The organism is Roseateles sp. P1_C6 (assembly GCF_056406315.1).
The window spans coordinates 201,466-222,835 of the sequence record NZ_JBFUAK010000007.1 but is presented as its reverse complement, the minus strand read 5'-3'; the positions used below and the strand labels follow the sequence as shown (position 1 = coordinate 222,835).

The window sequence follows — 21,370 nt, the reverse complement described above, 5'->3', positions numbered from 1 at the left end:
TGGAGACTTGTCCCTTGTTCTCGCACATCTACATCAGCACCCGTGACTTCGACCGCGCCCTGGCCTTTTACCGGCCGCTGCTGGCGCTGCTGGGCGTCACCGAGCGCTTCTGCAACCGTGAACAGCAGTGGGCCGGCTGGCAAAGCACGCCCGGGCCGCGGCCGCTGCTGGTACTGGGCCGGCCCTTCGACGGCGAGCACGAGCCCGGCAACGGCCAGATGGTGGCACTGCTGGCTGCCAGCCGCGCCCAGGTGGACGAGGCCCATGCCGTGGCGCTGGCTCGCGGTGGTCGCAGCGAAGGCCAACCCGGGCTGCGGCCGCACTACCACCCGAACTACTACGGCGCCTACTTCCGCGATCTCGACGGCAACAAGCTGTGTGTCGCCTGTCACGACGCGCCCGCAGCCTGATTCGGCTTGATTCGCCGCCGGTCAGCGCAAGGGCCCGCCCATGCGTTCAGTCAGTCTGAGGCCTGCCTCCTAAAATCGCCCCCATGATCCAAGCCAAGCAGGCGCTGCTCGCCGCACTCGCCGACTCTCTCCAGGAAATCGCCCCCGGCTCCAACGCCGTCGCGGCCTTCGAATCGCCCAAGCAGGCCGCCCATGGCGACTTCGCCTGCACCGCCGCCATGCAGCTGGCCAAGCCGCTGAAGGCCAACCCGCGCGAACTGGCCACCCGCCTGATCGCCGCGCTCGAAGCCAAGCCCGCCTTCCAGACCTGGGTTCAGGCCCTGGAGATCGCCGGCCCCGGCTTCATCAACATCCGCCTGAAGCCCGAGGCCAAGCAGGCCGTCGTGGCCGAAGTCCTTGCCGGCGGTGCCCAATTCGGCCACCGCCCGGCCACCGGCAAGCACGTCATGGTGGAGTTCGTGTCCGCCAACCCGACCGGCCCGCTGCACGTGGGCCATGCCCGCCAGGCGGCCCTGGGCGACGCGCTGTGCTCGGTCTTCCGCAGCCAGGGCCACGACGTGACCCGCGAGTTCTATTACAACGACGCCGGCGTGCAGATCGCCACGCTGGCCAACTCCACGCAGATGCGCTTGAAGGGCTTCAAGCCCGGCGACGCCGAGTGGCCCGAGGCCGCCTACAACGGCGACTACATCCAGGACATCGCCGACGCCTTCCTGCGCAAGGAGACCGTCAAGGCCGATGACCGCGAGTTCACCGCCTCCGGCGACGTCAACGACCTGGACAGCATCCGCCAGTTCGCCGTGGCCTATCTGCGCCACGAGCAGGACCTGGACCTGCAGGCCTTCGGCCTGCGGTTCGACAGCTATTTCCTGGAAACCAGCGTCTACGCGGGCGGCCAGCTGGAAAAGGCGGTCGAGCGCATCGTCGCCAGCGGCAAGACCTATGAAGAAGGCGGCGCGCTGTGGTTCAAGTCCACCGACTACGGTGACGACAAGGACCGCGTGATGCGCAAGCGCGAAGGTGGCTTCACCTACTTCGTGCCCGACGTGGCGTACCACATCAACAAGTTCGAGCGCGGCTACACGCAGTGCATCAACATCCAGGGCACCGACCACCACGGCACCATCGCCCGCGTGCGCGGCGGCCTGCAGGCGGTGAACCTGGGCATCCCGCAGGGCTTCCCGGACTACGTGCTGCACAAGATGGTCACGGTCATGAAGGGCGGCGAGGAGGTCAAGATCTCCAAGCGCGCGGGCAGCTATGTGACGCTGCGCGACCTGGTCGACTGGACCAGCCGCGATGCGGTGCGCTTCTTCCTGATCAGCCGCAAGGCCGACACCGAGTTCGTCTTCGACATCGACCTGGCACTGAAGGCCAACGACGAGAACCCGGTGTTCTACGTGCAGTACGCGCATGCGCGCATCTGCTCAGTGATCCGCAAGTGGGGTGGCGACCTCTCCGACATCGCCGGCGCGGACCTCAGCCTGCTGACGGCGCCCACCGAGGAGGCGCTGATGCTCAAGCTGGCTGCCTACCCCGACATGCTGGCCGGTGCCGCCGCCGGCATCGCGCCGCACGACGTGGCCTTCTACGCCCGCGACCTGGCCGGCGCCTACCACTCCTACTACGCCGCCGAGCGCGTGATGGACCAGGCGCCCGAGCTGAGCCGCGCCCGCGTTGCGCTGCTGGCCGCCACGCGCCAGGTGTTGGCCAACGCCTTGGACATGCTGGGCGTCAGCGCGCCCGAACAGATGAACCGCGACACTGCTGAAACTACTTCGGAGAGCGAATGACTGCTGCGTCCAAACCCGCCGGCCACAAGAACCAAAAAGGCGGCTTCGTCCTGGGCCTCATCGTCGGCCTGCTGGTCGGCCTCGCGGTCGCCCTCGGCGTGGCGCTCTACATCACGAAGTCGCCCTTCCCCTTCATGAACAAGGTGCCCCAGCGCACCGCCGAGCAGGACGCGCAGGAAGCCGAGCGCAACCGCAACTGGGACCCGAACGGGCCGCTGGCCGGCAAGGGCGCCGCGCGCAGCGCCAGCGGCGTGGTGGCCACGCCCGCGATCACGGCCCCGCCGCCGCCCACCACCACGGCCAGCGTCGCCGCCGCCACGGCCAGCGCCGCCGCGGCGACCGCGCTGCCGCCACTGAAGCCTGCGGCCAAGCCGGACACCTCTGCCGCCAAGGCCGACGCCTCGGCAGCGACGCCCGTGCCCGCCGGCACGACCGGCGTGGAGGCCTATGTCTACTTCGTGCAGGCCGGCGCCTTCACCCGCCCCGAGGAGGCCGAGGCCCAGAAGGCCAAGCTGGCCATCCAGGGCTTCACGGCCAAGCTGATGGAGCGCGAGCAGAACGGCCGCACCGTCTACCGCGTGCGCCTGGGGCCCATGGACACGCGCGAAGGCGCCGAAGACCTGCAGCGCAAGATTGAAGGGGCTGGCTTCGAGGCCAATCTCGTTCGTGTACAACGCTGAATCACCTGAACACCGCCTGAAGGAAGCCTGACGCCATGAAGCGCCGTGATTTCTCCGCCCTGCTCGCCACCGCGCCCGCGCTGGGCGCCTCGGGCACCGCCCTCGCCCAGGGCGGCCCCGTCGAAGGCCGCCACTACACCGTGCTGGGCCAGCCCCTGGCCACGCCGCCCGGCAAGATCGAGGTCGTCGAGTTCTTCTGGTACGGCTGCCCGCACTGCTACGTGTTCGAGCCGCTGATCGAGCCCTGGTCCAAGCAGTTGCCGGCCGATGTGGTCTTTCGCAAGGCGCACGTGGCCTTCCGGGCCAACCTCAAGCCCCACCAGCGCATGTTCTACGCGCTGGAGGCCCTGGGCAAGGAAGCCGCCGCCCGCCCGGCCATCTTCGCCGCCATGCACCAGCAGAACCTGCCGCTGGACGACGCCAAGAGCCAGGCCAAGTTCCTCGGCAACCTGGGTGTGGACCCGGTCAAGTACCAGGACGCCTACAACTCCTTCGGCGTGCAGACCAAATGCACGCAGGCCGACAAGCTGTTCGAGGGCTACCGCAGCGACGGCGTGCCCAGCATCGGCATCGGCGGCCGCTTCCTGACCTCGCCCAGCATCGCGGCCGGCGGCCAGCGCCTGCCCGAGCAGGAACTGGGGGTGCGAGCGCTGCAGGTCAGCGACTTCCTCATCCAGCGCGTGCGCAACAAGGCATGAAGCGCCGCGAATTCGCGCTGGCCGGCGCCGCCATCGGCCTCGTACCCGCCGCCCAAGCCCAGGGCGGCCCCGTGGAAGGCAGGCACTACACCCGCCTGCCCCAGGCCTTGCCGGGCACCCCGGGCAAGATCGAGGTCATCGAGTTCTTCTTCTACAAGTGCCCGCACTGCAACGCCTTCGACCCGCTGCTGGAGGCCTGGGTGCACCAACTGCCGGCCGATGTCGTCTTCCGCCGCGTGCCGGTGGGCATGCAGGCCGTGCTGAAGCTGCACCAGCGCATGTACTACGCACTGGAGGCCATGGGCGCGCTGACGCCGGCCGTGCACAGCGGCATCTTCAATGCCTTCCATCGCCAGGGCGTGGAGGCCAATGACGAGGCCGCCGTCACGGCCCTGGTCGGCAAGCTGGGCGTGGACACGGCCAAGTTCAAGCAGACCTTTGCGTCGTTTGGCGTGCAGGGCAAGCTGGCGCAGGGCCAGAAGCTGGCCGAAATGAGCGGCTCCGACAGCGTGCCGGCGCTGGTCATCGGCGGGCGCTACATGACCTCGCCCGGCATGGGCGCCAACCCCAACCAGAGCGAAGCCGCCCACGGCCAGCAAGCGCTTGCCGTCGCGGATTTCCTGATCAAGTTGTCGCGCGGGAAAGGCTGAGGACGGCGGCACGCCCATAGAATGGCCTGCAACTTCCGTGCCGCCATGTCCCAGCGCCTGCCCCTCCTGATCGCGTCCCTGTTGACCGCGGCCCTCGCCGCCGGCCCCGCGCTGGCGGAGAAGGCCGACCGGCTCAAGCCGATCGTCTTCACGGCCGAAAAGGAAGGCCGCCTGGACGGCGTGAACCAGCGCACTGAGCTGAGCGGCAACGTCGTCATCACCCGCGGCAGCCTGCTGCTGCGCGCCGAGAAGGTGGACATGCGCGAGACGCGCGACGGCTACCACCAGGCCTATGCCAGCGGCGCGACGGGCAAGCCGGTCACCTTCCGCCAGGCCCAGGACAAGCCCGGCGAGGCCATCGAGGGCGTGGCCGACCAGCTGGAATACGACACGCGCACCGAGACCGTGCGCTTCATCGGCAACGCCACCGTGCGCCGCACGCGCGGCACGACAGTCGCCAACGAGGTGTCCGGCGCCGTCATCCTCTATGACAGCCGCAGCGAGGTCTTCACGCTGGAGGCCGGCAACGCGTCGCCCAACCCCAGCGGGCGCACCCGCATCGTCATCATGCCGCCGCCCCAGCCGGATGAGCCGGCCTCGGCGCCAGCCGCGGGCCTGCCCCTGAAGCCGTCCACGACGCTGACGCCGGGCAAGGCCTCGTGATGGCCGAAGCTGCCTGCTCGAGCCGGCTCGAAGCCGAGGGCCTGGCCAAGACCTACGGCGTCCGCAAGGTCGTCAAGAACGTGCATGTGCGCGTCGACTGCGGCGAGGTCGTGGGCCTGCTGGGCCCCAACGGCGCCGGCAAGACGACCAGCTTCTACATGATCGTGGGCCTGGTGCGCTCGGACGCCGGCGTCATCCGCATCGACGGCGCCGAGGTGCAGCGCCTGCCCATCCACTCCCGCGCACGGCTGGGCCTGTCCTATCTGCCGCAGGAAGCCTCCATCTTCCGCAAGCTGACCGTGGAGCAGAACATCCGCGCGGTGCTGGAGCTGCAGCAGGACGACAAGGGCAAGTCGCTGGGCAAGGCGCGCATCGACGAGCTGCTGAACGGCCTGCTGCACGACCTGTCCATCGACGGCCTGCGCGACAGCCCGGCACCGGCGCTGTCGGGCGGCGAGCGGCGCCGCGTCGAGATTGCCCGGGCCCTGGCCACGCAGCCGCGCTTCATCCTGCTGGATGAACCGTTCGCCGGCGTCGACCCCATCGCGGTGCTGGAGATCCAGCGCATCATCAGTTTCCTGAAGGCGCGCGGCATCGGCGTGCTGATCACGGACCACAACGTGCGCGAGACGCTGGGCATCTGCGACCGCGCCTACATCATCAGCGAGGGCGCCGTGCTGGCCGAAGGCACGCCCGACGAGATCGTGGCCAATGCCGACGTGCGCAAGGTCTATCTCGGCGAAAACTTCAGGATGTGATGAGCCCCCCGCCCAGTCTTGCTCCGCTGAACGCGGGCCAGCCTGACCGCCTCCCCCTGGGGGCGGCGATGCTTGCGGCATTGAGCCGCAAGCACATCGCCAGCGCGGGCCGGCTTGGGAGCGGCCCGGCGCTCGGCCCGCAGGCCGCACGCTGTGGCATTGCGCCATGAAGCAAACGCTCCAGGTCCGCCTCAGCCAGCATCTGGCGCTGACGCCCCAGCTGCAGCAATCCATCCGCCTGCTGCAGTTGTCGACGCTGGAGCTACACCAGGAGGTCGAGCAGATGCTGGCCACCAACCCGCTGCTGGAGACCGAAGAGGAATTCACCGTCAGCACGCCCGAGCTGGCGACGAACGCGCCGGCCGAAACCGGCACGGAGGCCTCGGCGGGTGAGTCCGACAGCAGCGGCGAGGTCGCCGAGGCGCCCGAGCTGAACGCCGAGGAGTTCGGCGGCACGGAGCGCGAGGACTGGGAGAACGGCACCGAGCGCGACGACTTCGACGGCATCCGCGAGCTGCCCAGCAACGCCGGCGCCGGCAGCGACGACGACGGCGAGCGCGAAAGCCAGGAGTCCGCCGAGACAACGCTGGCCGAGCACCTGACGCAACAGCTCGCGGGCCTGAGCCTGTCGCCCGAGGACCGCGCGGCGGTGCGCGTCCTCATCGAGTCGCTGAACGAGGACGGCTACCTCGAAGACCCGCTGGAAGAGATCGCCGCCGCGCTGTCCGACGACGCCGAAAGCCGCGAGGAGGTGCTGGACGCGCTGCGCATCGCGCTGCGCCTGCTGCAGAGCCTGGAGCCGGCCGGCATCGCCGCGCGCGACCTGTCCGAATGCCTGGTGCTGCAGCTGCGCGCCTGCGCCAAGTGCCCCGCCCAGGTCATCGCCATCCTGATCTGCAAGAGTCATTTGGAGCTGCTGGCGCGCCGCGACATGCGCCGCCTGATGGCCGAGACCGGCGCCGACGAAACGCTGCTGCGCGAAGCGCAGGGGCTGATCACCCAGCTGGAACCCAAGCCCGGCCGCCGCTTCGCCGCCGGCGCGGCCGCGGCCATCATCCCCGACGTCATCGTGCGCAAGGTGGGCCGCGAGCTGCGCGTCATGCTCAACCCCGAGGTGGCGCCCAAGCTGCGCATCAACGAGCTGTACGCGAACGCACTGCGCGCCACGCGCGGCGGCATCAGCAACTCGCCGCTGGGCGGCCAGCTGCAGGAGGCGCGCTGGTTCATCAAGAACATCCAGCAGCGCTTCGACACCATCCTGCGCGTCAGCCAGGCCATCGTGGAGCGCCAGCGCGGCTTCTTCACGCATGGCGAGCTGGCCATGAAGCCGCTGGTGCTGCGCGAGATCGCCGACGAGCTGGGCCTGCACGAGTCCACCATCTCGCGCGTGACGACGGCCAAGTACATGGCCACCAGCTGGGGCACCTTCGAGCTGAAGTATTTCTTCGGCTCGGGCTTGTCCACCGAGGCCGGCGGCGAGGCGTCCAGCACGGCGGTGCGCGCGCTGATCAAGCAGTTCGTCGCCGCGGAGGACATCAAGAAGCCGCTGTCCGACAGCGCGCTGGCGGGCATGCTGGAAGAGCAAGGCATCCAGTGCGCGCGGCGCACGGTGGCCAAGTACCGCGAAGCGATGAAGATCGCGCCGGCGAATCTGCGCAAGGCGCTGTAGGAGTTCCATTCATGCCCAGAGGCCTCATCCTGATCACTGCCGTCGCCGCCCTGCTGGGCGCCGGCGCCGTCCACGCACAGAACCTGGCGGGCGACGTCAAGGCCTGCCGCCAGATGACCGACCCGGCCCGCCGCCTGGGCTGCTACGACGCGCTGCAGTTGCCTGCCGAGCCGACGGCTGCGGTCGCTGCGCCCGCACCGATGGCGGCTGCACCGGTTGTCGTCGACCCCGTGGCCAGGTTCGGCCAGGAATCCGTGAAGCCCGTTGCCGGCACACCGGAGCTGAAGCAGATCGAGAGCCGCATCCGCGGCAAGTTCCGCGGCTGGGGGCCCAACACCCAGTTGTCGTTCGAGAACGGCCAGGTCTGGCGCATCGCCGACGGCAGCAGCGCCGACTACGACCTGCTGGACCCCAAGGTCACGGTGCACCGCGGCATGCTGGGCGCCTTCTATCTGGAGATCGAGGGCATCGGCTTTCAGATGCGGGTGACCCGGGTGCGCTGATCGCGACGGCCTGGGGCGGCGGTGAAATGCGCTGCGCAACGGCCTTCACTGCACAGCACCTGAGGCACGGCCCTCAATCCTTGGACGGCCCCGTCTGCGGCGCCAGCGGCTCGAACACGAAGCGCATGCCCCGCGTGTAGCTCTCGGCCTTGGTGCCGGCGTGGCGCTCGCCGTCGATGGTGCGGTTCTGGAACACCAGCCCCGGGTGCTTCAGCTCCGGCAGCAGTGCCTGGTAGCGCTTGATGCCGGCCAGGAAGCCGGGCCACTCGTACTCCGCGCCGGTCACGTAGAGCCGCGCCTTGATGGGCTTGCCCGTTGCGGCATAGGCCTTGGCCTGGCCGATGATCCAGTCGCCGCCGACGACCACCGCCGGGCTGGCGGCGATGTAGCCCTCGAACAGCGCGGGCTTGCTGTACATCGCGTACAGCGCGAACAGGCCGCCCAGCGAGCTGCCCGCCAGCACACGGTGGGCCGGGTCGGCGCGGTACTCGCGCTCCATGAAGGGGATGATGTCGCGCTCGATGGCGGCGAGGAACTTGTCCGCGTGGCCCGTGCTGCCGGCCTGCCGGGGCATGCTCACGGGCGACAGTTCCCAGCCTCGCAGCTCCCCGTAGTCCAGGTTGTCGCCCGCGTAGCCCAGGCCCACGATGATGAACTCCGGCAGCACCTGGTCGTAGACCATGTTGTTGTAGGAAGCGACGACGGTCGCGAAGTCCCAGTAGCCATCGGTCACGTAGAGCACCGGGTAGCGGCGCTTGGGCTCCTTGGCGAACGAGGCCGGCAGGTGGACGTGCAGCTGGTAGCTGCGGCCGTCGGCGGTCTTGGGCAGGGCCCGCAACTGCGTGTTGGGGATACTGTGGGGCGGATAGGCCGCCGGCGTGTCGGCATGCGTCATGGGGCTCAGTATCAAGCTCAGGATCAGGACGAATCGCTTCATGGCACGGCGCACGCTGATGGCAACGTTGTCAGTTTAGAGGCCGGCGACAATGCGGCCCGTGAGCCTGCCCAACAAACTTTCCCTCTTTGTGTCCTGCGCCGGCGGCGTAGAGCCGCTGCTGGAGGAGGAGCTGAAACGCTTCCTGCCGCCCGGCGTGCGCAGCAAGGTCGAGCCGCTGCGCGGCGGCTGCGGCGTGGTCGGCAGCCTGGAAGACGCGATGCAGATCAACCTGGAGAGCCGGCTCGCCCAGCGCGTGCTCGTCGAGCTGATCGAAGGCCCCTACCGGCACGAGGACGACCTCTACGCGCTGGCCCGGCGCGTCGACTGGCGCGACTGGATCACGCCGCGCGAGACCATCCGCATCGACACCATCGCCCAGCGCTCGCCGCTGAAGAGCCTGAACTTCACGACGCTGCGCATCAAGGACGCCATCTGCGACCAACTGCGCGAGGCCACCGGCGAGCGCCCCAGCGTGGACACGCAGTCGCCCGACCTGCCGGTGCTGCTGCACGTGGGCCCCGAGCGCGCGGCGCTGTATGTGGACACCTCCGGCGAGCCGCTGTTCAAGCGCGGCTGGCGCGTCGACAAGGGTGATGCGCCGCTGAAGGAGACGCTGGCCGCCGCGATGCTGGCCGCCGCCGGCTGGCGCGGCGAATCGGCGCTGCACGACCCCTGCTGCGGCTCCGGCACCATCCCCATCGAGGCTGCGCTGATCGCCTGCGACGCGGCTCCGGGCCTGACACGCCGCTTTGCCTTCGAGCGCCAGATCCCGTTCTCGACGCCGGCGATGAAGACTGCCTGGGCCGCGCTGACGCAGGCCGCCCGCGCGCGCATCCACGCGCCAGCCGTGCCCATCTACGCCAGCGACGTGGCCTTCCGCATGGTCGACTTCGCGCGCCGCAATGCCGAGCGGGCGGGCGTCGCCGCCTACATCCAGTTCAACGGCGGCGACGCGCTGGAGCGGCCCGCACCGCAGCTGCCCGAAGGCATGGCCGGCAGCATCCTGATGAACCCGCCGTATGGCGAGCGCATCGAGGTGCGCGGCAAGGCGGCCATGTCGCGCGACGCGCGCGGCTCCGAGGAACTGGACGCCGGCGACGACTTCTTCCCCCGGCTGGCCGCGCACTGGAAGCGCCAGTACACCGGCAACCCGGCCGGCTGGACCGCCTGGATGCTCAGCCCCGACATGAAGCTGCCCAGCAAGATGCGGCTGAAGGAATCGCGCCGCGTGCCGATGTGGAACGGCCCCATCGAATGCCGGCTGTTCCGCTTCGACCTCGTCAAGGGCTCGGCGCGCAAACCCGAGAGCGATGCGGCGTGAGCTGATCGGCGTCGCGCTGGCGCTGGTCGCCGGCCTGGCGCAGGCGGACTGCACGCTGGTGTTCGGCCAGGGCCGCAACGCGACGCTGCTGGGCGGCCCGAACTGGGACGAACTGAACGGCCGCTTCAACAGCGCCGTGGCCGGCGCGCTGGAAGCCGACGGCCGCCATGTGCATCCGACGACGGCCTCCAGCCAGCAGATCGATCCGCAGGCTGCCGGCCGCGCGCTGCTGGCGCAGGCCGACAAGCTGGGCTGCCGCACGCTGGTGGAGACGGCCGTGTTTGCCGAGGCTGACACGCTGGTGCTGCGCCTGCGCGTCTACCCGCTGCTGCCGCAGCTTGGCGACGCTGGCAGCGTCGTGGGCCTGCGCATCGGCGCGCCGCAGTTCGTCACGCAGCGCGACGTACCGTCGGCGGCGCTGCTGCGCCTGAAGCCCGAACTGCTGGCCGCGCAGATGGCCGCCGAATACCTTCAACGGCGCTGATAGACAGCCAGCCCGGCCAACGCGGCCGCGCACAGCGCGATGGGCACCAGGCTGGCCCAGTTCATCCACTGCCAGCCGCCGGTCGTCACCAGCGCGCCGGACGAGAACGAGGTCAGCGTCATCGTCGCGTAGATGCCGGTGTCCAGCAGGCCTTGCGCGCGCGTCTTCTCCTCGGGGCGGTAGGCCTGCGTGAACAGCGTCGTGCCGCCGATGTACAGGAAGTTCCAGCCCACGCCCAGCAACAGCAGCGCGCCGAGGAAATGGGCGCGGTCCTGGCCCGACAGCGCGAACGCGACGCAACCCAGATTGAGCAACACGCCGACCCACATGACGGGCTGCACGCCCACGCGCTTGATCAGCGAGCCCGTGAAGAAGCTGGGCACGAACATGCCCAGCACATGCCACTGCAGCACCATGCCGGCGTCCGAGAACGGCAGGCCGCACTGGCCCATCGCGATCGGCGTGGCGGCCATCAGCAGGTTCATGACGCCGTAACCGAGCGCACTCGCTGCCAGCGCAACCAGGAAGACCGGCTGGCGCACCAGCTCGGCGCTGTCGCGCCCACCGGCGCCGGGCGCGGGCTGCACAAGCGGCGGGAAGGCGATCAGCGAGATCACCACCAGGCCGACCAGCGCGACGCCCATCAGCAGCAGGTAGGCGCCGGCAAAGGGCGCGATCAGCAAGTCCTTGCTGGCGCCGGCCAGCCACGGGCCGAGGAAGGCGCCCAGGCAGCCGCCGGCCAGTACCCAGGAGATCGCGGCCTCGCGCTTGTCGGGCGCGACCAGCTCGGTCGCCGCGAAGCGATACAGCGCCGCGTTGGCCGTGTAGTAGCCGGCCACCAGCGTCGCCAGGACGACGCCCCAGAACTGCTGATGCAGCACGCTCCACAGCGACACCGCGCAGCTCGCGAAGGCAACGCCCAGGCCGATCTGGAAGGCACGGCGGCGGCCAAAGCGCAGCTGGTGGCGGCCCACCATGCGGGCCATCAACGCGCCGCCGGTCACGTAGGCGCAGATGGGCAGCGTCGCCATCCACGGCCGCGGCGCCAGCGCCAGGCCCACCAGGCCGTTGATGGCCATGAAGCAGATGTTGTTGGTCAGGAACAGGCCCTGGGCCAGCACCAGCAGCGCGAGCTTGCGGTTCATGCGGTCAGGGCCAGCCAGGACAGCACGGCCAGCGGCGCCGTGTCCGCGCGCAGGATGCGCGGGCCCAGGCTGACGGCCGAGAAACCACGGGCGCGCGCCGCCTCCTCCTCGGCGTCGCTCAGGCCACCCTCGGGGCCGCTGAGGAAGAGCGCGCGCTGCTGCGGGAAGGCCACCAATGGCGCGGCGGCACGCGGGCTCAGCAGGCCGCGCCATTCGTCGGCCGGCTCTGCCAGCGACGCCAGCCAGGCGGTCAGCGACATCACCGGCTCGATGCGCGTCGGCACCGTGCGACCGCTCTGTTCGGCCGCGGCGATGGCCACGCCCTGCCAGTGGGCGCGCTTCTTGTCGGCACGCTCGCCGGCGAGGCGCAGCACCGAGCGCTCGGACACCAGCGGCTGCAGCGCCGCGGCGCCCAGTTCGGTGGCTTTCTCGACGAGGAAGTCCATCCGATCGTTGGCCGGCATGACGACGGCCAGCGTGATCGCCCGGCCCAGTTCCCGATGCGCCTGTTCGGCGCGGATCAGCCGCACGCGCACCTCGCTGCGGCCCATGGCGGTGACTTCGGCCTGCCACTCGGGGCCGCTGCCGTCGAACAGGGTCAGCGCGTCACCAGGCTGCAGGCGCAGCACCTGCACATGGCGGGCGGCGCCCGGCGGCAGTGCGACATCGCCGTCGGTGGCGGCGAGGGGTTGATCGACGAAGAAGCGGGGCAAGGCGGTGGACGGTGGCGGCGGGTCCGCCAGTGTCGACGATCAGCGCAGGCCCAGCGCCTCGCGCACGGCGGCCGCGGCGGCTTCGCCCTTGGCCTTCTGCACACGCTCGACGAGCTGCAGCGCCAGCGCCTGGAGCGCCGACAGGCTGTCGGCCCGCTCGACCTCCAGCGCAAAGGCATAGCCCTTGAAGGGGCCCAGCAGCTTGGTCGCCTCGCCGCTCAGATAGGTGTACAGGGCCGCACGGTCCAGCAGCGGCGAACCGCTGGCGACGGGCGCGGCGCCGGCAGACGCCGCCGCAGCGGGCGGCGCGGGTGCGGCCGGCGCCGCTGCAGGTGCAGCGGCGGGTTGAGGCGGCAGCGCCTGGCCTGCCGCGTTCTGCGGCGCGATGAGGCCTTGCTGGCGCAGCGCCTCCAGGTCGGCCTCGGTCGCGCCGGCAACCAGGCGCAGCCACTCGCCCGCCGGCTTGCTGGCGTCCAGCACCAGCAGCAGATTGCGCGCGGCACGCGACAACGGCAGGGCACGCGCGCGGATTTCAGCGCGACCAGCGTCGGTCTTGGAATGCAACAGGTCAAGCACGTTGGGGGGCCTCACCGTGGACGGGGTCACCGTCCACGATCTCATCGGAGAAACGCGATCAATGAGCGATCAGCTCTTGTCCCGCAACTCCCGGCGCAGGATCTTGCCCACGGGTGTCTTCGGCAGCTCGGTACGGAACTCGACGATCTTGGGACGTTTGTAGCCGGTCAGGTTGGCTTCGCAATAGGCCCGCACATCAGCCTCGCTGATATTCGGGTCTTTCTTCACGATGACGACCTTCACGGCCTCGCCGGCCTTGGCGTCCGGCACGCCGACGGCCGCGCATTCCAGCACACCGGGCATCTGCGTGAGGACGTCCTCGACCTCGTTCGGATACACATTGAAACCGCTGACCAGGATCATGTCCTTCTTGCGGTCGACGATCTTGAAATAACCGCGCTCATCGACGGTGCCGATGTCGCCCGTGCGGAAGTAGCCGTCGGCCGTCATGACCTTGGCCGTCTCGTCGGGGCGCTGCCAGTAGCCGGCCATGACCTGCGGGCCGCGGATGGCGATCTCGCCGGGCTGGCCCATGGGCACTTCGTTGCCGTCGTCGTCCAGCAGCTGCAGCTCGGTCAGCGGCATGGGCAGGCCGATGGTGCCGCTGTAGGCCGTGCTGTCGGTGGGGTTGCAGCTGGCCGATGGCGAGGTCTCGGACAGGCCGTAGCCCTCGACGATGGGGCAGCCGGTCTTCTCCAGCCACAGCTTGGCCGTGGCCTGCTGCACGGCCATGCCGCCGCCCACCGAAATGACCAGCTTGCTCCAGTCCACCGAGCCGAACTCGGGGTGGTTGGCCATGGCCATGAACAGCGTGTTGACGGCCGGGAAGCTGTGGAAGCGGTGTGCGCTGAGCTCCTTGAACATGCCCGGCAGGTCGCGCGGATTCGGGATCAACACGTTGGCGCCGCCCATGTGCATGGACAGCATCATGTTCGTGTTGAAACCGAAGATGTGATACAGCGGCAGCGCGCAGATGGTGACGACCTGCTCGCCCTTGGGGATCTTCTTGAGCGCGGGCTGGTACCAGGCCTCGCTCTGCAGGATGTTGGCGACCAGGTTGCGGTGCAGCAGCACGGCACCCTTGGACACGCCGGTCGTACCGCCGGTGTACTGCAGCACGGCAATGTCGTCCGGGCCCAGCTTGGGCGCCTTGTAGCTCAGGCCGCGGCCCTTGGCGACGGCGTCGTTGAACTTGACGGCACCGGGCAGGTCGAAGGCCGGCACCATCTTCTTCACCTTGCGCACGACGTAGTTGACGATCATGCCCTTGGCAAAGCCCAGCATGTCGCCCATCGCGGCCAGGATGACGTGCTTGGTCGGCACGTTCTTGATGACCTGCTGCAGCACCGAGGCGAAGTTCTCGATGATGACGATGGCCTTGGCGCCGGAGTCCTTGAGCTGGTGCTCCAGCTCGCGCGGCGTGTACAGCGGGTTCACGTTGACGACCACATAACCCGCCCGTAGCACGGCAGCCACCGCCACCGGATACTGGAACAGGTTGGGCATCATCAGCGCGACGCGGTCACCCTTCTCCAGGCCCAGGCTCTGCAGATAGGCGGCGAACGCGCGCGAGGCCTCGTCCACCTGCGCGAAGCTGACGCTCTTGCCCATCATCAAATAGGCGGGCTTGCCGGCGTTCTTCTTGAACGAGGTGTCGAGCAGATCGACGAGGCTGGGATAGAGCGACAGGTTGATGTCGCGCGGCACCTCGGCCGGGTATTGCTTCAGCCAGATCGGCTCCATGCCTTGTCTCCTTCTTTATGGTTTGGATTCTGACCGAAGGCTGACAGCGGGCCGATCAGGGGATTCGATAGCGCGGCCTAGGGGCCGCGCCCGGTCACTCGACCGCCTTCAGCATGTCCTCGACGACCTTCTTGGCGTCGCCGAAGACCATCATGGTCTTGTCCATGTAGAAGAGTTCGTTGTCCAGCCCCGCATAGCCGGCCGCCATCGAGCGCTTGTTGACGATGATGGTCTTGGCCTTGTAGGCCTCGAGGATGGGCATGCCGTAGATGGCGCTGCCCTTCACGTGCGCGGCCGGGTTCACGACGTCGTTGGCGCCCAGGATGATGGCCACGTCGACCTGGCCGAACTCGCCGTTGATGTCTTCCATCTCGAAGACCTGGTCGTAGGGCACCTCGGCCTCGGCCAGCAGCACGTTCATGTGGCCCGGCATGCGGCCGGCCACCGGGTGGATGGCGTACTTGACCGTGATGCCTTTCTCAATGAGCTTGGCCGCCAGTTCCTTCACCGCATGCTGGGCGCGCGCCACGGCCAGGCCGTAGCCCGGCACGATGACGACGCTCTCGGCATTGCCCAGCACGAAGGCCGCGTCGTCGGCGCTGCCGCTCTTGACCGGACGTGCCTTGCCGTCACCCGCCGCGGCCGTGCCGGCCTCGCCGCCGAAGCCGCCCAGGATCACGTTGAAGAACGAGCGGTTCATCGCCTTGCACATGATGTAGCTCAGGATCGCGCCCGAGCTGCCCACCAGCGAACCGGAAATGATCAGCATGCTGTTGTTCAGCGAGAAGCCGATGCCCGCCGCGGCCCAGCCGGAGTAGCTGTTCAGCATGGACACGACGACCGGCATGTCTGCGCCGCCGATGGGGATGATGAGCAGCACGCCCAGCAGCAGGCCCAGCAGCACGATGAGACCGAAGTCCAGCGCCGACTGCGAATGCCAGAAGCCGAACACGAAGAAGACCGCCGCCAGGCCCAGCACCGCGTTCAGCGCATGCTGGCCCTTGAACACCACCGGTGCGCCCTGGAACAGCCGGAACTTGCTGCCGCCCGACAGCTTGCCCCAGGCGATGACGGAGCCGGTGAACGTGATGGCGCCGATGAAGGCCCCCAAGGCCAGCTCGATGCGGTTGCCGCCTGGGATGGGCGCCAGCGTGCGCGCGGCCACGCCGTCCTCCGGCGGGATGGCGGCCAGGGCCGCATCCATGGCCGGCGTGATGCCGAAGGCCGCCGGCTCCGCGACGGCTGCGACCGCGATGGCCACGGCCGCCAGGCCGATCATGCTGTGGAAGAAAGCGACCAGTTCAGGCATCTTGGTCATCTCGACCGTCTTGGCCCGCCAGGCACCGTAGCCGCCGCCGACGACCAGGCCCAGCAGCACCCACGCCAGGCCCATGCCGTGGCCGGCCAGCTTGACGATGAGGGCCCCTGTCGTCAGCACGGCGATGGTCATGCCGGCCATGCCGAAAAGGTTGCCGCGGATGGAGGTCGTCGGGTGCGACAAGCCCTTCAGCGCCTGGATGAAGCAGATGCTCGCGATCAGGTAGAGCAGCGTGACGAGATTGAGGCTCATGGCTTGGCCTCCGTCACAACCTTCTTGTCCTTCTTCTTGAACATCTCCAGCATTCGCCGCGTGACGAGGAAGCCGCCGAAGATGTTGACCGCGGCCAGCGCCACGGCCAGCACGCCCATCGCTTTCGCGAAGTTGGTCTCGGTCAGTGCCGCGGCCATCATGGCGCCGACGATGACGATGGCCGAGATCGCATTGGTGACGGCCATCAGCGGCGTGTGCAGCGCGGGCGTCACCGTCCAGACGACGTGGTAGCCCACGTAGATGGCCAGCACGAAGATGATCAGGTTGATGATGGTGTGGTCGACGACTTCCATGCTCAGCTCCGGGTCACTTGACCGTCTTGGGTGACGCGGCAGGCCGCGACGATGTCGTCATCCAGCGGCACGTTGAACGTGCCCTCCTTGGTGATGACGAGCTTCAGGAAGTCCAGCACGTTGCGCGCGTACAGCGCGGACGCATCGGCCGCGACCAGCGCCGGCAGGTTGGTCTCGCCGACGATGACGACGCCGTGCTTGGTGACCGTCTTGCCGGCCTCCGTCAGTGGGCAGTTGCCTCCCGCCGGTGCGGCGATGTCGACGAGCACCGAGCCCGGCTTCATCGCCTTGACCATCTCTTCGGTGACCAGCACCGGCGCCGCGCGGCCGGGGATCAGCGCCGTCGTGATGACGATGTCGGCCGCGGCAACGCGCTTGGCGACCTCAGCCTTCTGGCGGTCCAGCCAGCTCTGCGGCATGGGCCGGGCATAGCCGCCCACGCCCTCAGCCGCTTCCTTCTCCTCGGCGGTCTCATAGGGCACGTCGATGAACTTGCCGCCCAGCGACTCGACCTGCTCCTTCACCGACGGCCGCACGTCGCTGGCCTCGATGACGGCGCCAAGCCGCTTGGCCGTGGCGATGGCCTGCAGGCCCGCGACGCCGACGCCCAGGATGACGACGCGCGCGGCCTTCACGGTGCCGGCCGCGGTCATCAGCATCGGGAAGAAGCGCTGGTATTTGTCGGCCGCGATCATGACGGCCTTGTAGCCGGCGATGTTGGCCTGACTGGACAACACATCCATGCTCTGCGCCCGCGTCGTGCGTGGCGCGGCTTCGAGCGCGAAGCTGGTCAGCCCCGCGCCGGCCATCGCCGCGAGGCCGTCGCGGTCGAAGGGGTTGAGCATGCCGACCAGCGCCGTGCCGGGCTTCATCAGCGGCAGCTCGTCGGCACCGGGTGCGCGCACCTTCAGCACCAGCTCGCTGCCGAGGGCCGTGGCCTGGTCGACGATCTCGCAGCCGACCGCCTCATAGGCCGCATCGGTCACGCTGGCTGCGACGCCGGCGCCCGCTTCGATGCGCAGCGCATGGCCGGCGGCCTTCAATTTCTTGGCCGTTTCGGGCGTGACCGCCACACGGGTCTCTCCGGCCGCGCGTTCACGCGGGACGCCGATCTGCATGGAATCTCCTCCGGGGGACAGGGGTGCGCGGCAGCTTACACAATGCTTGCGCTTGTCCCGTGCGGGATTTCGATTGGAGGAAGCATGGCCGCCACAGATAGGTTTCGACCCAGCGTCACTGTCGCTGCGGTGATTGCACGCGACGGCCGCTACCTGCTGGTCGAGGAAGAAACGCCCGAAGGCCTGATGCTGAACAACCCGGCGGGCCATCTGGAGCTGGGCGAAAGTCCCATCGCGGCCGTCGTGCGCGAGGCGCTGGAGGAGACCGCGCGGGCCTTCGTGCCCGAGACTTTCCTGGGTGTCTACCTGGCCCGTTTCGTGCGGCCGGCGCGATTAGAGGATGTCACCTATGTTCGGCTGGCCTTCAGCGGTTCGGTGGGCGAGGAGGTCGCCGGCCGCACGCTGGACCGCGGCATCCACCGCACGCTGTGGATGAGCGAGGCCGAACTGGCGGCCTGCGCCGAGCGCCACCGCAGCCCGCTGGTGCTGCAGTGCGTGCGCGACCATGCGGCCGGGCGGCGGCTGCCGCTGGACGCCGTGTTCGCGCACACCTCGCTGCATCAGCCCTGGGTCAAGCAGGCCTGATGCCCCCTGCGGGACAATCCGGAACATGAGTTCCGCCAAGAAACATCGCGTCGTCGTCGGCCTGTCCGGCGGCGTGGACTCGGCCGTGACGGCCCACCTGCTCAAAGCACAGGGCCACGAGGTCATCGGCATCTTCATGAAGAACTGGGAAGACGATGACGACGACAAGTACTGCTCGACGCGCCAGGACTTCCTGGACGCCGCGTCCGTCGCCGACGTGCTGGGCATAGAGATCGAGCACGTCAACTTCGCGGCCGAGTACAAGGACCGCGTGTTCGAGAGCTTTTTGCGCGAATACCAGGCCGGCCGCACGCCCAACCCCGACGTGCTGTGCAACGCCGAGATCAAGTTCAAGGCGTTTCTCGACCATGCGATGCGGCTGGGCGCCGAGAAGATAGCGACGGGCCATTACGCCCGGGTCCGGGAATTGAATGGCGAGTTCCAGCTGCTCAAGGGTCTGGACCCGCTGAAGGACCAGAGCTATTTCCTGCACCGCCTGACGCAGGCCCAGCTGAGCAAGTCCATGTTCCCAGTCGGTGACCTGCCCAAGACCGAGGTGCGCCGCATCGCCGCCGAGATCGCGCTGCCGAACGCGAAGAAGAAGGACTCGACCGGCATCTGCTTCATCGGCGAGCGGCCCTTCCGCGAGTTCCTGAACAAGTATCTGTCGCACCAGCCGGGGCCGATCAAGGACGAGCGCGGCCGCAAGCTGGGCGAGCACGTGGGCCTGTCGTTCTACACGCTGGGCCAGCGCCAGGGCCTGGGCATCGGCGGCGTCAGGGAGAAGGGCAGCCCGCGCGGCGGTGGCGAGCACGAGCCTTGGTTCGTCGCGGCCAAGGACATCCCCAGCAACACGCTCATCGTCGTGCAAGGCCACGACCACCCGTTGCTGCAAAGCCCGGCCCTGGTGGCCGACGACCTGAGCTGGATCGCCGGCCGCGCCCCCACCACCAGCGCGGCCGCGGCCAAGACGCGTTACCGCCAGGCGGATGCCCCCTGCAGCGTCGGCTTCGATGCGGGCGGGCACCTGACGCTGCGCTTCCCCGACCCGCAATGGGCCGTCACGCCCGGCCAGAGCGCGGTGGTCTATGACGGCGAGGTCTGCCTGGGTGGCGGCGTCATCGCGCAAGCCATCGCCGAATGACCCGATTCGACCGGTTGCTCGCGCGGCTGGCCGAGCCCAGCGTCGTGCTGCGCCTCGCGGCGCTGGCCTTCTGCGCGATGGAGCTGGTCAGCGCCGGCGCGGCGCTGCTGGGCGCGCGCACCGAGCCTTACGACGGCCTGGCGGCCTGGGTCTGGCGCCAGCTGGGCGGCGACGTGAACGACCGCGGCCTGGTGGTCGTCTGCGTGCTGCTGCTGCTGGCCTTCGTCGCGCTGATCTTCCGGCTGGCGCGCCAGGGCCAGACGGCCGTGCCGGTGAACCTGCGCCTGGCCTGGCTGCTGCTCGTGGATCTGCTGGCCTTCGGCGTCACGCCGGGCCTGCCCTTCCTCGTCACGGCGCTGGCCGCCGTCGTGCTGCCGGCGCGGCTGGCGCTGGGCTTTGCGTTCGCGCAGGTGCTGCTGAACACCGGCATCTACGTCTACGTGTCGACAACCGCCTGGCTGGACCAGTTCGGCATGCTGTCGTCCATGCTGGCCTTGCACGGCCTGGCCTTCGGCCTGGGGCGCATGGCCGCCGCCGAGGGCGAGAAGCGCCGCTGGCTGCAGGCCGTGCTGGCCGAGCAGATGTCCGGCGAACACCTGCTGGCCGAGCAGATGCGCTACAGCGAGCGCATGCAGATCGCCCGCGAGCTGCACGACCTGATGGGCCACCACCTGACGGCGCTGAACCTGCAGTTGCAGCTGGGCGGCGCGCTGCTGGCGCGCGCGGACACGCCCGGCGCGGGCCAGGCGCTGGGCCGCGCCCAGGGTGTGGCGGCGCAGCTGCTGGCGGACGTGCGCGAATCCGTGTCGCAGCAGCGCAGCTCGCAGCGCATCGACCTGTCCGCCGCGCTGCAGGCGCTGGCCGAGGGCATCGCCAGTACGCGCATCGAGCTGGCCCTGGACGAAGCCGCGCGCGACCTGGGCCCCCGCGCCGCGCATGCGCTGCTGCGCTGCGTGCAGGAGGGCGTGACCAACAGCGTGCGCCACGCCGGCGCGCGGCGCGTGCAGGTGGAACTGCGGGGTGATGGGGATGAGATCGCCGTCAGCATCGACGATGATGGGCATGGCGCGCCAAACTGGCATGAAGGCCGCGCCGGCAATGGGCTCTCGGGCATGGCCGAACGCATGACCGAGCTGGGCGGGCAGATGCGCGTGACGCGCACGAGCCCTGGGTTTCGAATCGAGCTGAGATGTCCGCGATGGGTGTGATCAAGATCCTGCTGGTCGAAGACCAGCAACTGGTGCGCGAGGGCTTGAAGGGCTTGCTCGCGCTGCACGACGAGCTGAAGGTCGTCGGCGAGGCCAGCGACGGCGCCGAGGCGCTGGAATGGCTGTCCGCCGCCGCGGCCGAGGACATGCCCGATGTGATCCTGTCCGACATGCGCATGCCGCGGCTGGACGGCGTGGGCCTGATCCGCGCACTGGCCGCCCGCGCGCTGCGCCTGCCGGTGCTGCTGCTGACCACCTTCGACGACACCGCCGCCTTCGACGAGGCCGCGCGCGCTGGCGCCAAGGGCTTCCTGCTGAAGGCCATCAGCCCCGACACGCTGCTGCAGGCGCTGCGCGACGTGCACGCCGGCGGCACCGCGCTGCGCCCCTCGCTGACCACGCGCATGGAAACCCGCGGCGGCGAGCGCGCCTTCACGGCGGCCGACCATCCCGACCCGCTGTCCCCCAAGGAGCTGCAGGTGCTGCGCCTGGTCGCCAGCGGCCGCAGCAACACCGAGATTGCCGGCCTGCTGGGCAACAGCGAAGGCGTCATCAAGAACCACTGCTCGGCCATCTTCTCCAAGATGGGCGTGCGCGACCGCACGCAGGCGGTGCTCAGGGCGATCGATCTGGGCTGGATTTAGAGCGCCGAGCGCCGGGCCGCTCCTAAGCCGGCTCGCGTCCTTCG

At 69.2% G+C, this 21,370-nt stretch carries 23 protein-coding genes; 15 read left to right on the top strand and 8 right to left on the bottom strand.

Going from position 1 to position 21,370, the window contains the following annotated elements; translation table 11 throughout:
- The first annotated feature begins 14 nt into the window (after nt 1-14).
- The 9 genes from AC1D29_RS16930 to AC1D29_RS16890 all read left to right on the top strand — a co-directional run bounded on the left by AC1D29_RS16930 (nt 15) and on the right by AC1D29_RS16890 (nt 7,824).
- Complete coding sequence (locus AC1D29_RS16930) at nt 15-410, top strand: VOC family protein (RefSeq protein WP_477899841.1); 396 nt, start codon at nt 15-17, stop codon at nt 408-410.
- 83 nt (nt 411-493) lie between these two features.
- Nucleotides 494-2,203, top strand: a complete 1,710-nt coding sequence (gene argS, locus AC1D29_RS16925; protein WP_477899456.1) for an arginine--tRNA ligase — start codon at nt 494-496, stop codon at nt 2,201-2,203.
- Nucleotides 2,200-2,883, top strand: a complete 684-nt coding sequence (locus AC1D29_RS16920) for an SPOR domain-containing protein (protein WP_477899454.1) — start codon at nt 2,200-2,202, stop codon at nt 2,881-2,883. The genes argS and AC1D29_RS16920 overlap by 4 nt, the downstream gene beginning before the upstream one ends.
- Before the next feature lie 35 nt (nt 2,884-2,918).
- Nucleotides 2,919-3,581 carry a thiol:disulfide interchange protein DsbA/DsbL gene (locus AC1D29_RS16915; RefSeq protein ID WP_477899452.1) on the top strand — a complete coding sequence of 221 codons (663 nt, stop codon included), beginning with the start codon at nt 2,919-2,921 and terminating at the stop codon, nt 3,579-3,581.
- Nucleotides 3,578-4,231, top strand: coding sequence for a thiol:disulfide interchange protein DsbA/DsbL (locus tag AC1D29_RS16910; protein ID WP_477899450.1), 654 nt, complete (start codon nt 3,578-3,580; stop codon nt 4,229-4,231). The genes AC1D29_RS16915 and AC1D29_RS16910 overlap by 4 nt, the downstream gene beginning before the upstream one ends.
- Before the next feature lie 45 nt (nt 4,232-4,276).
- Nucleotides 4,277-4,894 carry a lipopolysaccharide transport periplasmic protein LptA gene (lptA, locus tag AC1D29_RS16905; protein ID WP_477899449.1) on the top strand — a complete coding sequence of 206 codons (618 nt, stop codon included), beginning with the start codon at nt 4,277-4,279 and terminating at the stop codon, nt 4,892-4,894.
- A complete protein-coding gene (gene lptB, locus AC1D29_RS16900) occupies nt 4,894-5,652 on the top strand; it encodes an LPS export ABC transporter ATP-binding protein (protein ID WP_477899447.1) in 759 nt (252 codons plus the stop codon). Before lptA ends, lptB begins: the two co-directional genes overlap by 1 nt.
- 166 nt (nt 5,653-5,818) lie before the next feature.
- Nucleotides 5,819-7,321, top strand: coding sequence for an RNA polymerase factor sigma-54 (locus AC1D29_RS16895; protein WP_477899445.1), 1,503 nt, complete (start codon nt 5,819-5,821; stop codon nt 7,319-7,321).
- Nucleotides 7,322-7,332: 11 nt separating this feature from the next.
- Nucleotides 7,333-7,824, top strand: a complete 492-nt coding sequence (locus AC1D29_RS16890; RefSeq protein WP_477899443.1) for a hypothetical protein — start codon at nt 7,333-7,335, stop codon at nt 7,822-7,824.
- A 73-nt stretch (nt 7,825-7,897) separates the two neighbouring features.
- Here AC1D29_RS16890 and AC1D29_RS16885 read toward each other — a convergent pair whose 3' ends face one another.
- Complete coding sequence (locus AC1D29_RS16885) at nt 7,898-8,761, bottom strand: alpha/beta hydrolase (RefSeq protein WP_477899441.1); 864 nt, start codon at nt 8,759-8,761, stop codon at nt 7,898-7,900.
- 58 nt (nt 8,762-8,819) lie between these two features.
- Here AC1D29_RS16885 and AC1D29_RS16880 point away from each other — a divergent pair, with 58 nt between their 5' ends.
- Nucleotides 8,820-10,082 (top strand): THUMP domain-containing class I SAM-dependent RNA methyltransferase, encoded by a 1,263-nt coding sequence (locus AC1D29_RS16880; protein WP_477899439.1) that lies wholly within the window; start codon nt 8,820-8,822, stop codon nt 10,080-10,082.
- Nucleotides 10,072-10,566 (top strand): hypothetical protein, encoded by a 495-nt coding sequence (locus AC1D29_RS16875; RefSeq protein WP_477899437.1) that lies wholly within the window; start codon nt 10,072-10,074, stop codon nt 10,564-10,566. The genes AC1D29_RS16880 and AC1D29_RS16875 overlap by 11 nt, the downstream gene beginning before the upstream one ends.
- Here AC1D29_RS16875 and AC1D29_RS16870 read toward each other — a convergent pair.
- The 7 genes from AC1D29_RS16870 to AC1D29_RS16840 form a co-directional block, all read right to left on the bottom strand.
- Complete coding sequence (locus tag AC1D29_RS16870) at nt 10,554-11,711, bottom strand: MFS transporter (RefSeq protein ID WP_477899435.1); 1,158 nt, start codon at nt 11,709-11,711, stop codon at nt 10,554-10,556. The two genes, AC1D29_RS16875 and AC1D29_RS16870, sit on opposite strands and share 13 nt — an antisense overlap.
- Nucleotides 11,708-12,424, bottom strand: a complete 717-nt coding sequence (locus tag AC1D29_RS16865) for a 16S rRNA (uracil(1498)-N(3))-methyltransferase (protein ID WP_477899433.1) — start codon at nt 12,422-12,424, stop codon at nt 11,708-11,710. The genes AC1D29_RS16870 and AC1D29_RS16865 overlap by 4 nt, the downstream gene beginning before the upstream one ends.
- Before the next feature lie 39 nt (nt 12,425-12,463).
- Complete coding sequence (locus tag AC1D29_RS16860) at nt 12,464-12,988, bottom strand: hypothetical protein (protein WP_477899431.1); 525 nt, start codon at nt 12,986-12,988, stop codon at nt 12,464-12,466.
- 81 nt (nt 12,989-13,069) lie between these two features.
- Nucleotides 13,070-14,743, bottom strand: a complete 1,674-nt coding sequence (locus AC1D29_RS16855; protein WP_477899430.1) for a long-chain-fatty-acid--CoA ligase — start codon at nt 14,741-14,743, stop codon at nt 13,070-13,072.
- A gap of 94 nt (nt 14,744-14,837) precedes the next feature.
- The gene (locus AC1D29_RS16850; RefSeq protein WP_477899428.1) at nt 14,838-16,313 is read right to left on the bottom strand and encodes an NAD(P)(+) transhydrogenase (Re/Si-specific) subunit beta; all 1,476 of its coding nucleotides are present in this window, start codon (nt 16,311-16,313) and stop codon (nt 14,838-14,840) included.
- Nucleotides 16,310-16,627, bottom strand: coding sequence for an NAD(P) transhydrogenase subunit alpha part 2 (locus AC1D29_RS16845; protein ID WP_477899426.1), 318 nt, complete (start codon nt 16,625-16,627; stop codon nt 16,310-16,312). Before AC1D29_RS16845 ends, AC1D29_RS16850 begins: the two co-directional genes overlap by 4 nt.
- Before the next feature lie 2 nt (nt 16,628-16,629).
- Entirely contained in the window at nt 16,630-17,745 is a 1,116-nt protein-coding gene (locus AC1D29_RS16840; protein ID WP_477899424.1) for a Re/Si-specific NAD(P)(+) transhydrogenase subunit alpha, read from the bottom strand.
- A gap of 84 nt (nt 17,746-17,829) precedes the next feature.
- On the opposite strand from AC1D29_RS16840, the gene AC1D29_RS16835 reads away from it, so the two are divergent.
- From AC1D29_RS16835 to AC1D29_RS16820, 4 genes are read left to right on the top strand one after another with little or no spacing between them, the layout of a single operon-like run.
- Nucleotides 17,830-18,330, top strand: coding sequence for an NUDIX domain-containing protein (locus AC1D29_RS16835; RefSeq protein ID WP_477899422.1), 501 nt, complete (start codon nt 17,830-17,832; stop codon nt 18,328-18,330).
- Nucleotides 18,331-18,355: 25 nt separating this feature from the next.
- On the top strand, nt 18,356-19,474 hold the full coding sequence (mnmA, locus tag AC1D29_RS16830) for a tRNA 2-thiouridine(34) synthase MnmA (protein ID WP_477899420.1): 1,119 nt from the start codon (nt 18,356-18,358) through the stop codon (nt 19,472-19,474).
- Complete coding sequence (locus AC1D29_RS16825; RefSeq protein WP_477899418.1) at nt 19,471-20,682, top strand: sensor histidine kinase; 1,212 nt, start codon at nt 19,471-19,473, stop codon at nt 20,680-20,682. Before mnmA ends, AC1D29_RS16825 begins: the two co-directional genes overlap by 4 nt.
- Nucleotides 20,673-21,326: a response regulator gene (locus AC1D29_RS16820; RefSeq protein ID WP_477899416.1), complete on the top strand. Its 654-nt coding sequence runs from the start codon at nt 20,673-20,675 to the stop codon at nt 21,324-21,326. Before AC1D29_RS16825 ends, AC1D29_RS16820 begins: the two co-directional genes overlap by 10 nt.
- The last annotated feature ends 44 nt before the right edge of the window (nt 21,327-21,370 follow it).

Coding starts and splice junctions, on each gene's coding strand:
- AC1D29_RS16895 (WP_477899445.1), top strand. CDS start 5,819: ATGAAGCAAACGCTCCAGGTCCGCCTCAGCCAGCATCTGGCGCTGACG.
- argS (WP_477899456.1), top strand. CDS start 494: ATGATCCAAGCCAAGCAGGCGCTGCTCGCCGCACTCGCCGACTCTCTC.
- AC1D29_RS16875 (WP_477899437.1), top strand. CDS start 10,072: ATGCGGCGTGAGCTGATCGGCGTCGCGCTGGCGCTGGTCGCCGGCCTG.
- AC1D29_RS16910 (WP_477899450.1), top strand. CDS start 3,578: ATGAAGCGCCGCGAATTCGCGCTGGCCGGCGCCGCCATCGGCCTCGTA.
- AC1D29_RS16845 (WP_477899426.1), bottom strand. CDS start 16,627: ATGGAAGTCGTCGACCACACCATCATCAACCTGATCATCTTCGTGCTG.
- AC1D29_RS16870 (WP_477899435.1), bottom strand. CDS start 11,711: ATGAACCGCAAGCTCGCGCTGCTGGTGCTGGCCCAGGGCCTGTTCCTG.
- AC1D29_RS16855 (WP_477899430.1), bottom strand. CDS start 14,743: ATGGAGCCGATCTGGCTGAAGCAATACCCGGCCGAGGTGCCGCGCGAC.
- AC1D29_RS16835 (WP_477899422.1), top strand. CDS start 17,830: ATGGCCGCCACAGATAGGTTTCGACCCAGCGTCACTGTCGCTGCGGTG.
- AC1D29_RS16840 (WP_477899424.1), bottom strand. CDS start 17,745: ATGCAGATCGGCGTCCCGCGTGAACGCGCGGCCGGAGAGACCCGTGTG.
- lptB (WP_477899447.1), top strand. CDS start 4,894: ATGGCCGAAGCTGCCTGCTCGAGCCGGCTCGAAGCCGAGGGCCTGGCC.
- lptA (WP_477899449.1), top strand. CDS start 4,277: ATGTCCCAGCGCCTGCCCCTCCTGATCGCGTCCCTGTTGACCGCGGCC.
- AC1D29_RS16920 (WP_477899454.1), top strand. CDS start 2,200: ATGACTGCTGCGTCCAAACCCGCCGGCCACAAGAACCAAAAAGGCGGC.
- AC1D29_RS16915 (WP_477899452.1), top strand. CDS start 2,919: ATGAAGCGCCGTGATTTCTCCGCCCTGCTCGCCACCGCGCCCGCGCTG.
- AC1D29_RS16850 (WP_477899428.1), bottom strand. CDS start 16,313: ATGAGCCTCAATCTCGTCACGCTGCTCTACCTGATCGCGAGCATCTGC.
- mnmA (WP_477899420.1), top strand. CDS start 18,356: ATGAGTTCCGCCAAGAAACATCGCGTCGTCGTCGGCCTGTCCGGCGGC.
- AC1D29_RS16820 (WP_477899416.1), top strand. CDS start 20,673: ATGGGTGTGATCAAGATCCTGCTGGTCGAAGACCAGCAACTGGTGCGC.
- AC1D29_RS16825 (WP_477899418.1), top strand. CDS start 19,471: ATGACCCGATTCGACCGGTTGCTCGCGCGGCTGGCCGAGCCCAGCGTC.
- AC1D29_RS16885 (WP_477899441.1), bottom strand. CDS start 8,761: ATGAAGCGATTCGTCCTGATCCTGAGCTTGATACTGAGCCCCATGACG.
- AC1D29_RS16890 (WP_477899443.1), top strand. CDS start 7,333: ATGCCCAGAGGCCTCATCCTGATCACTGCCGTCGCCGCCCTGCTGGGC.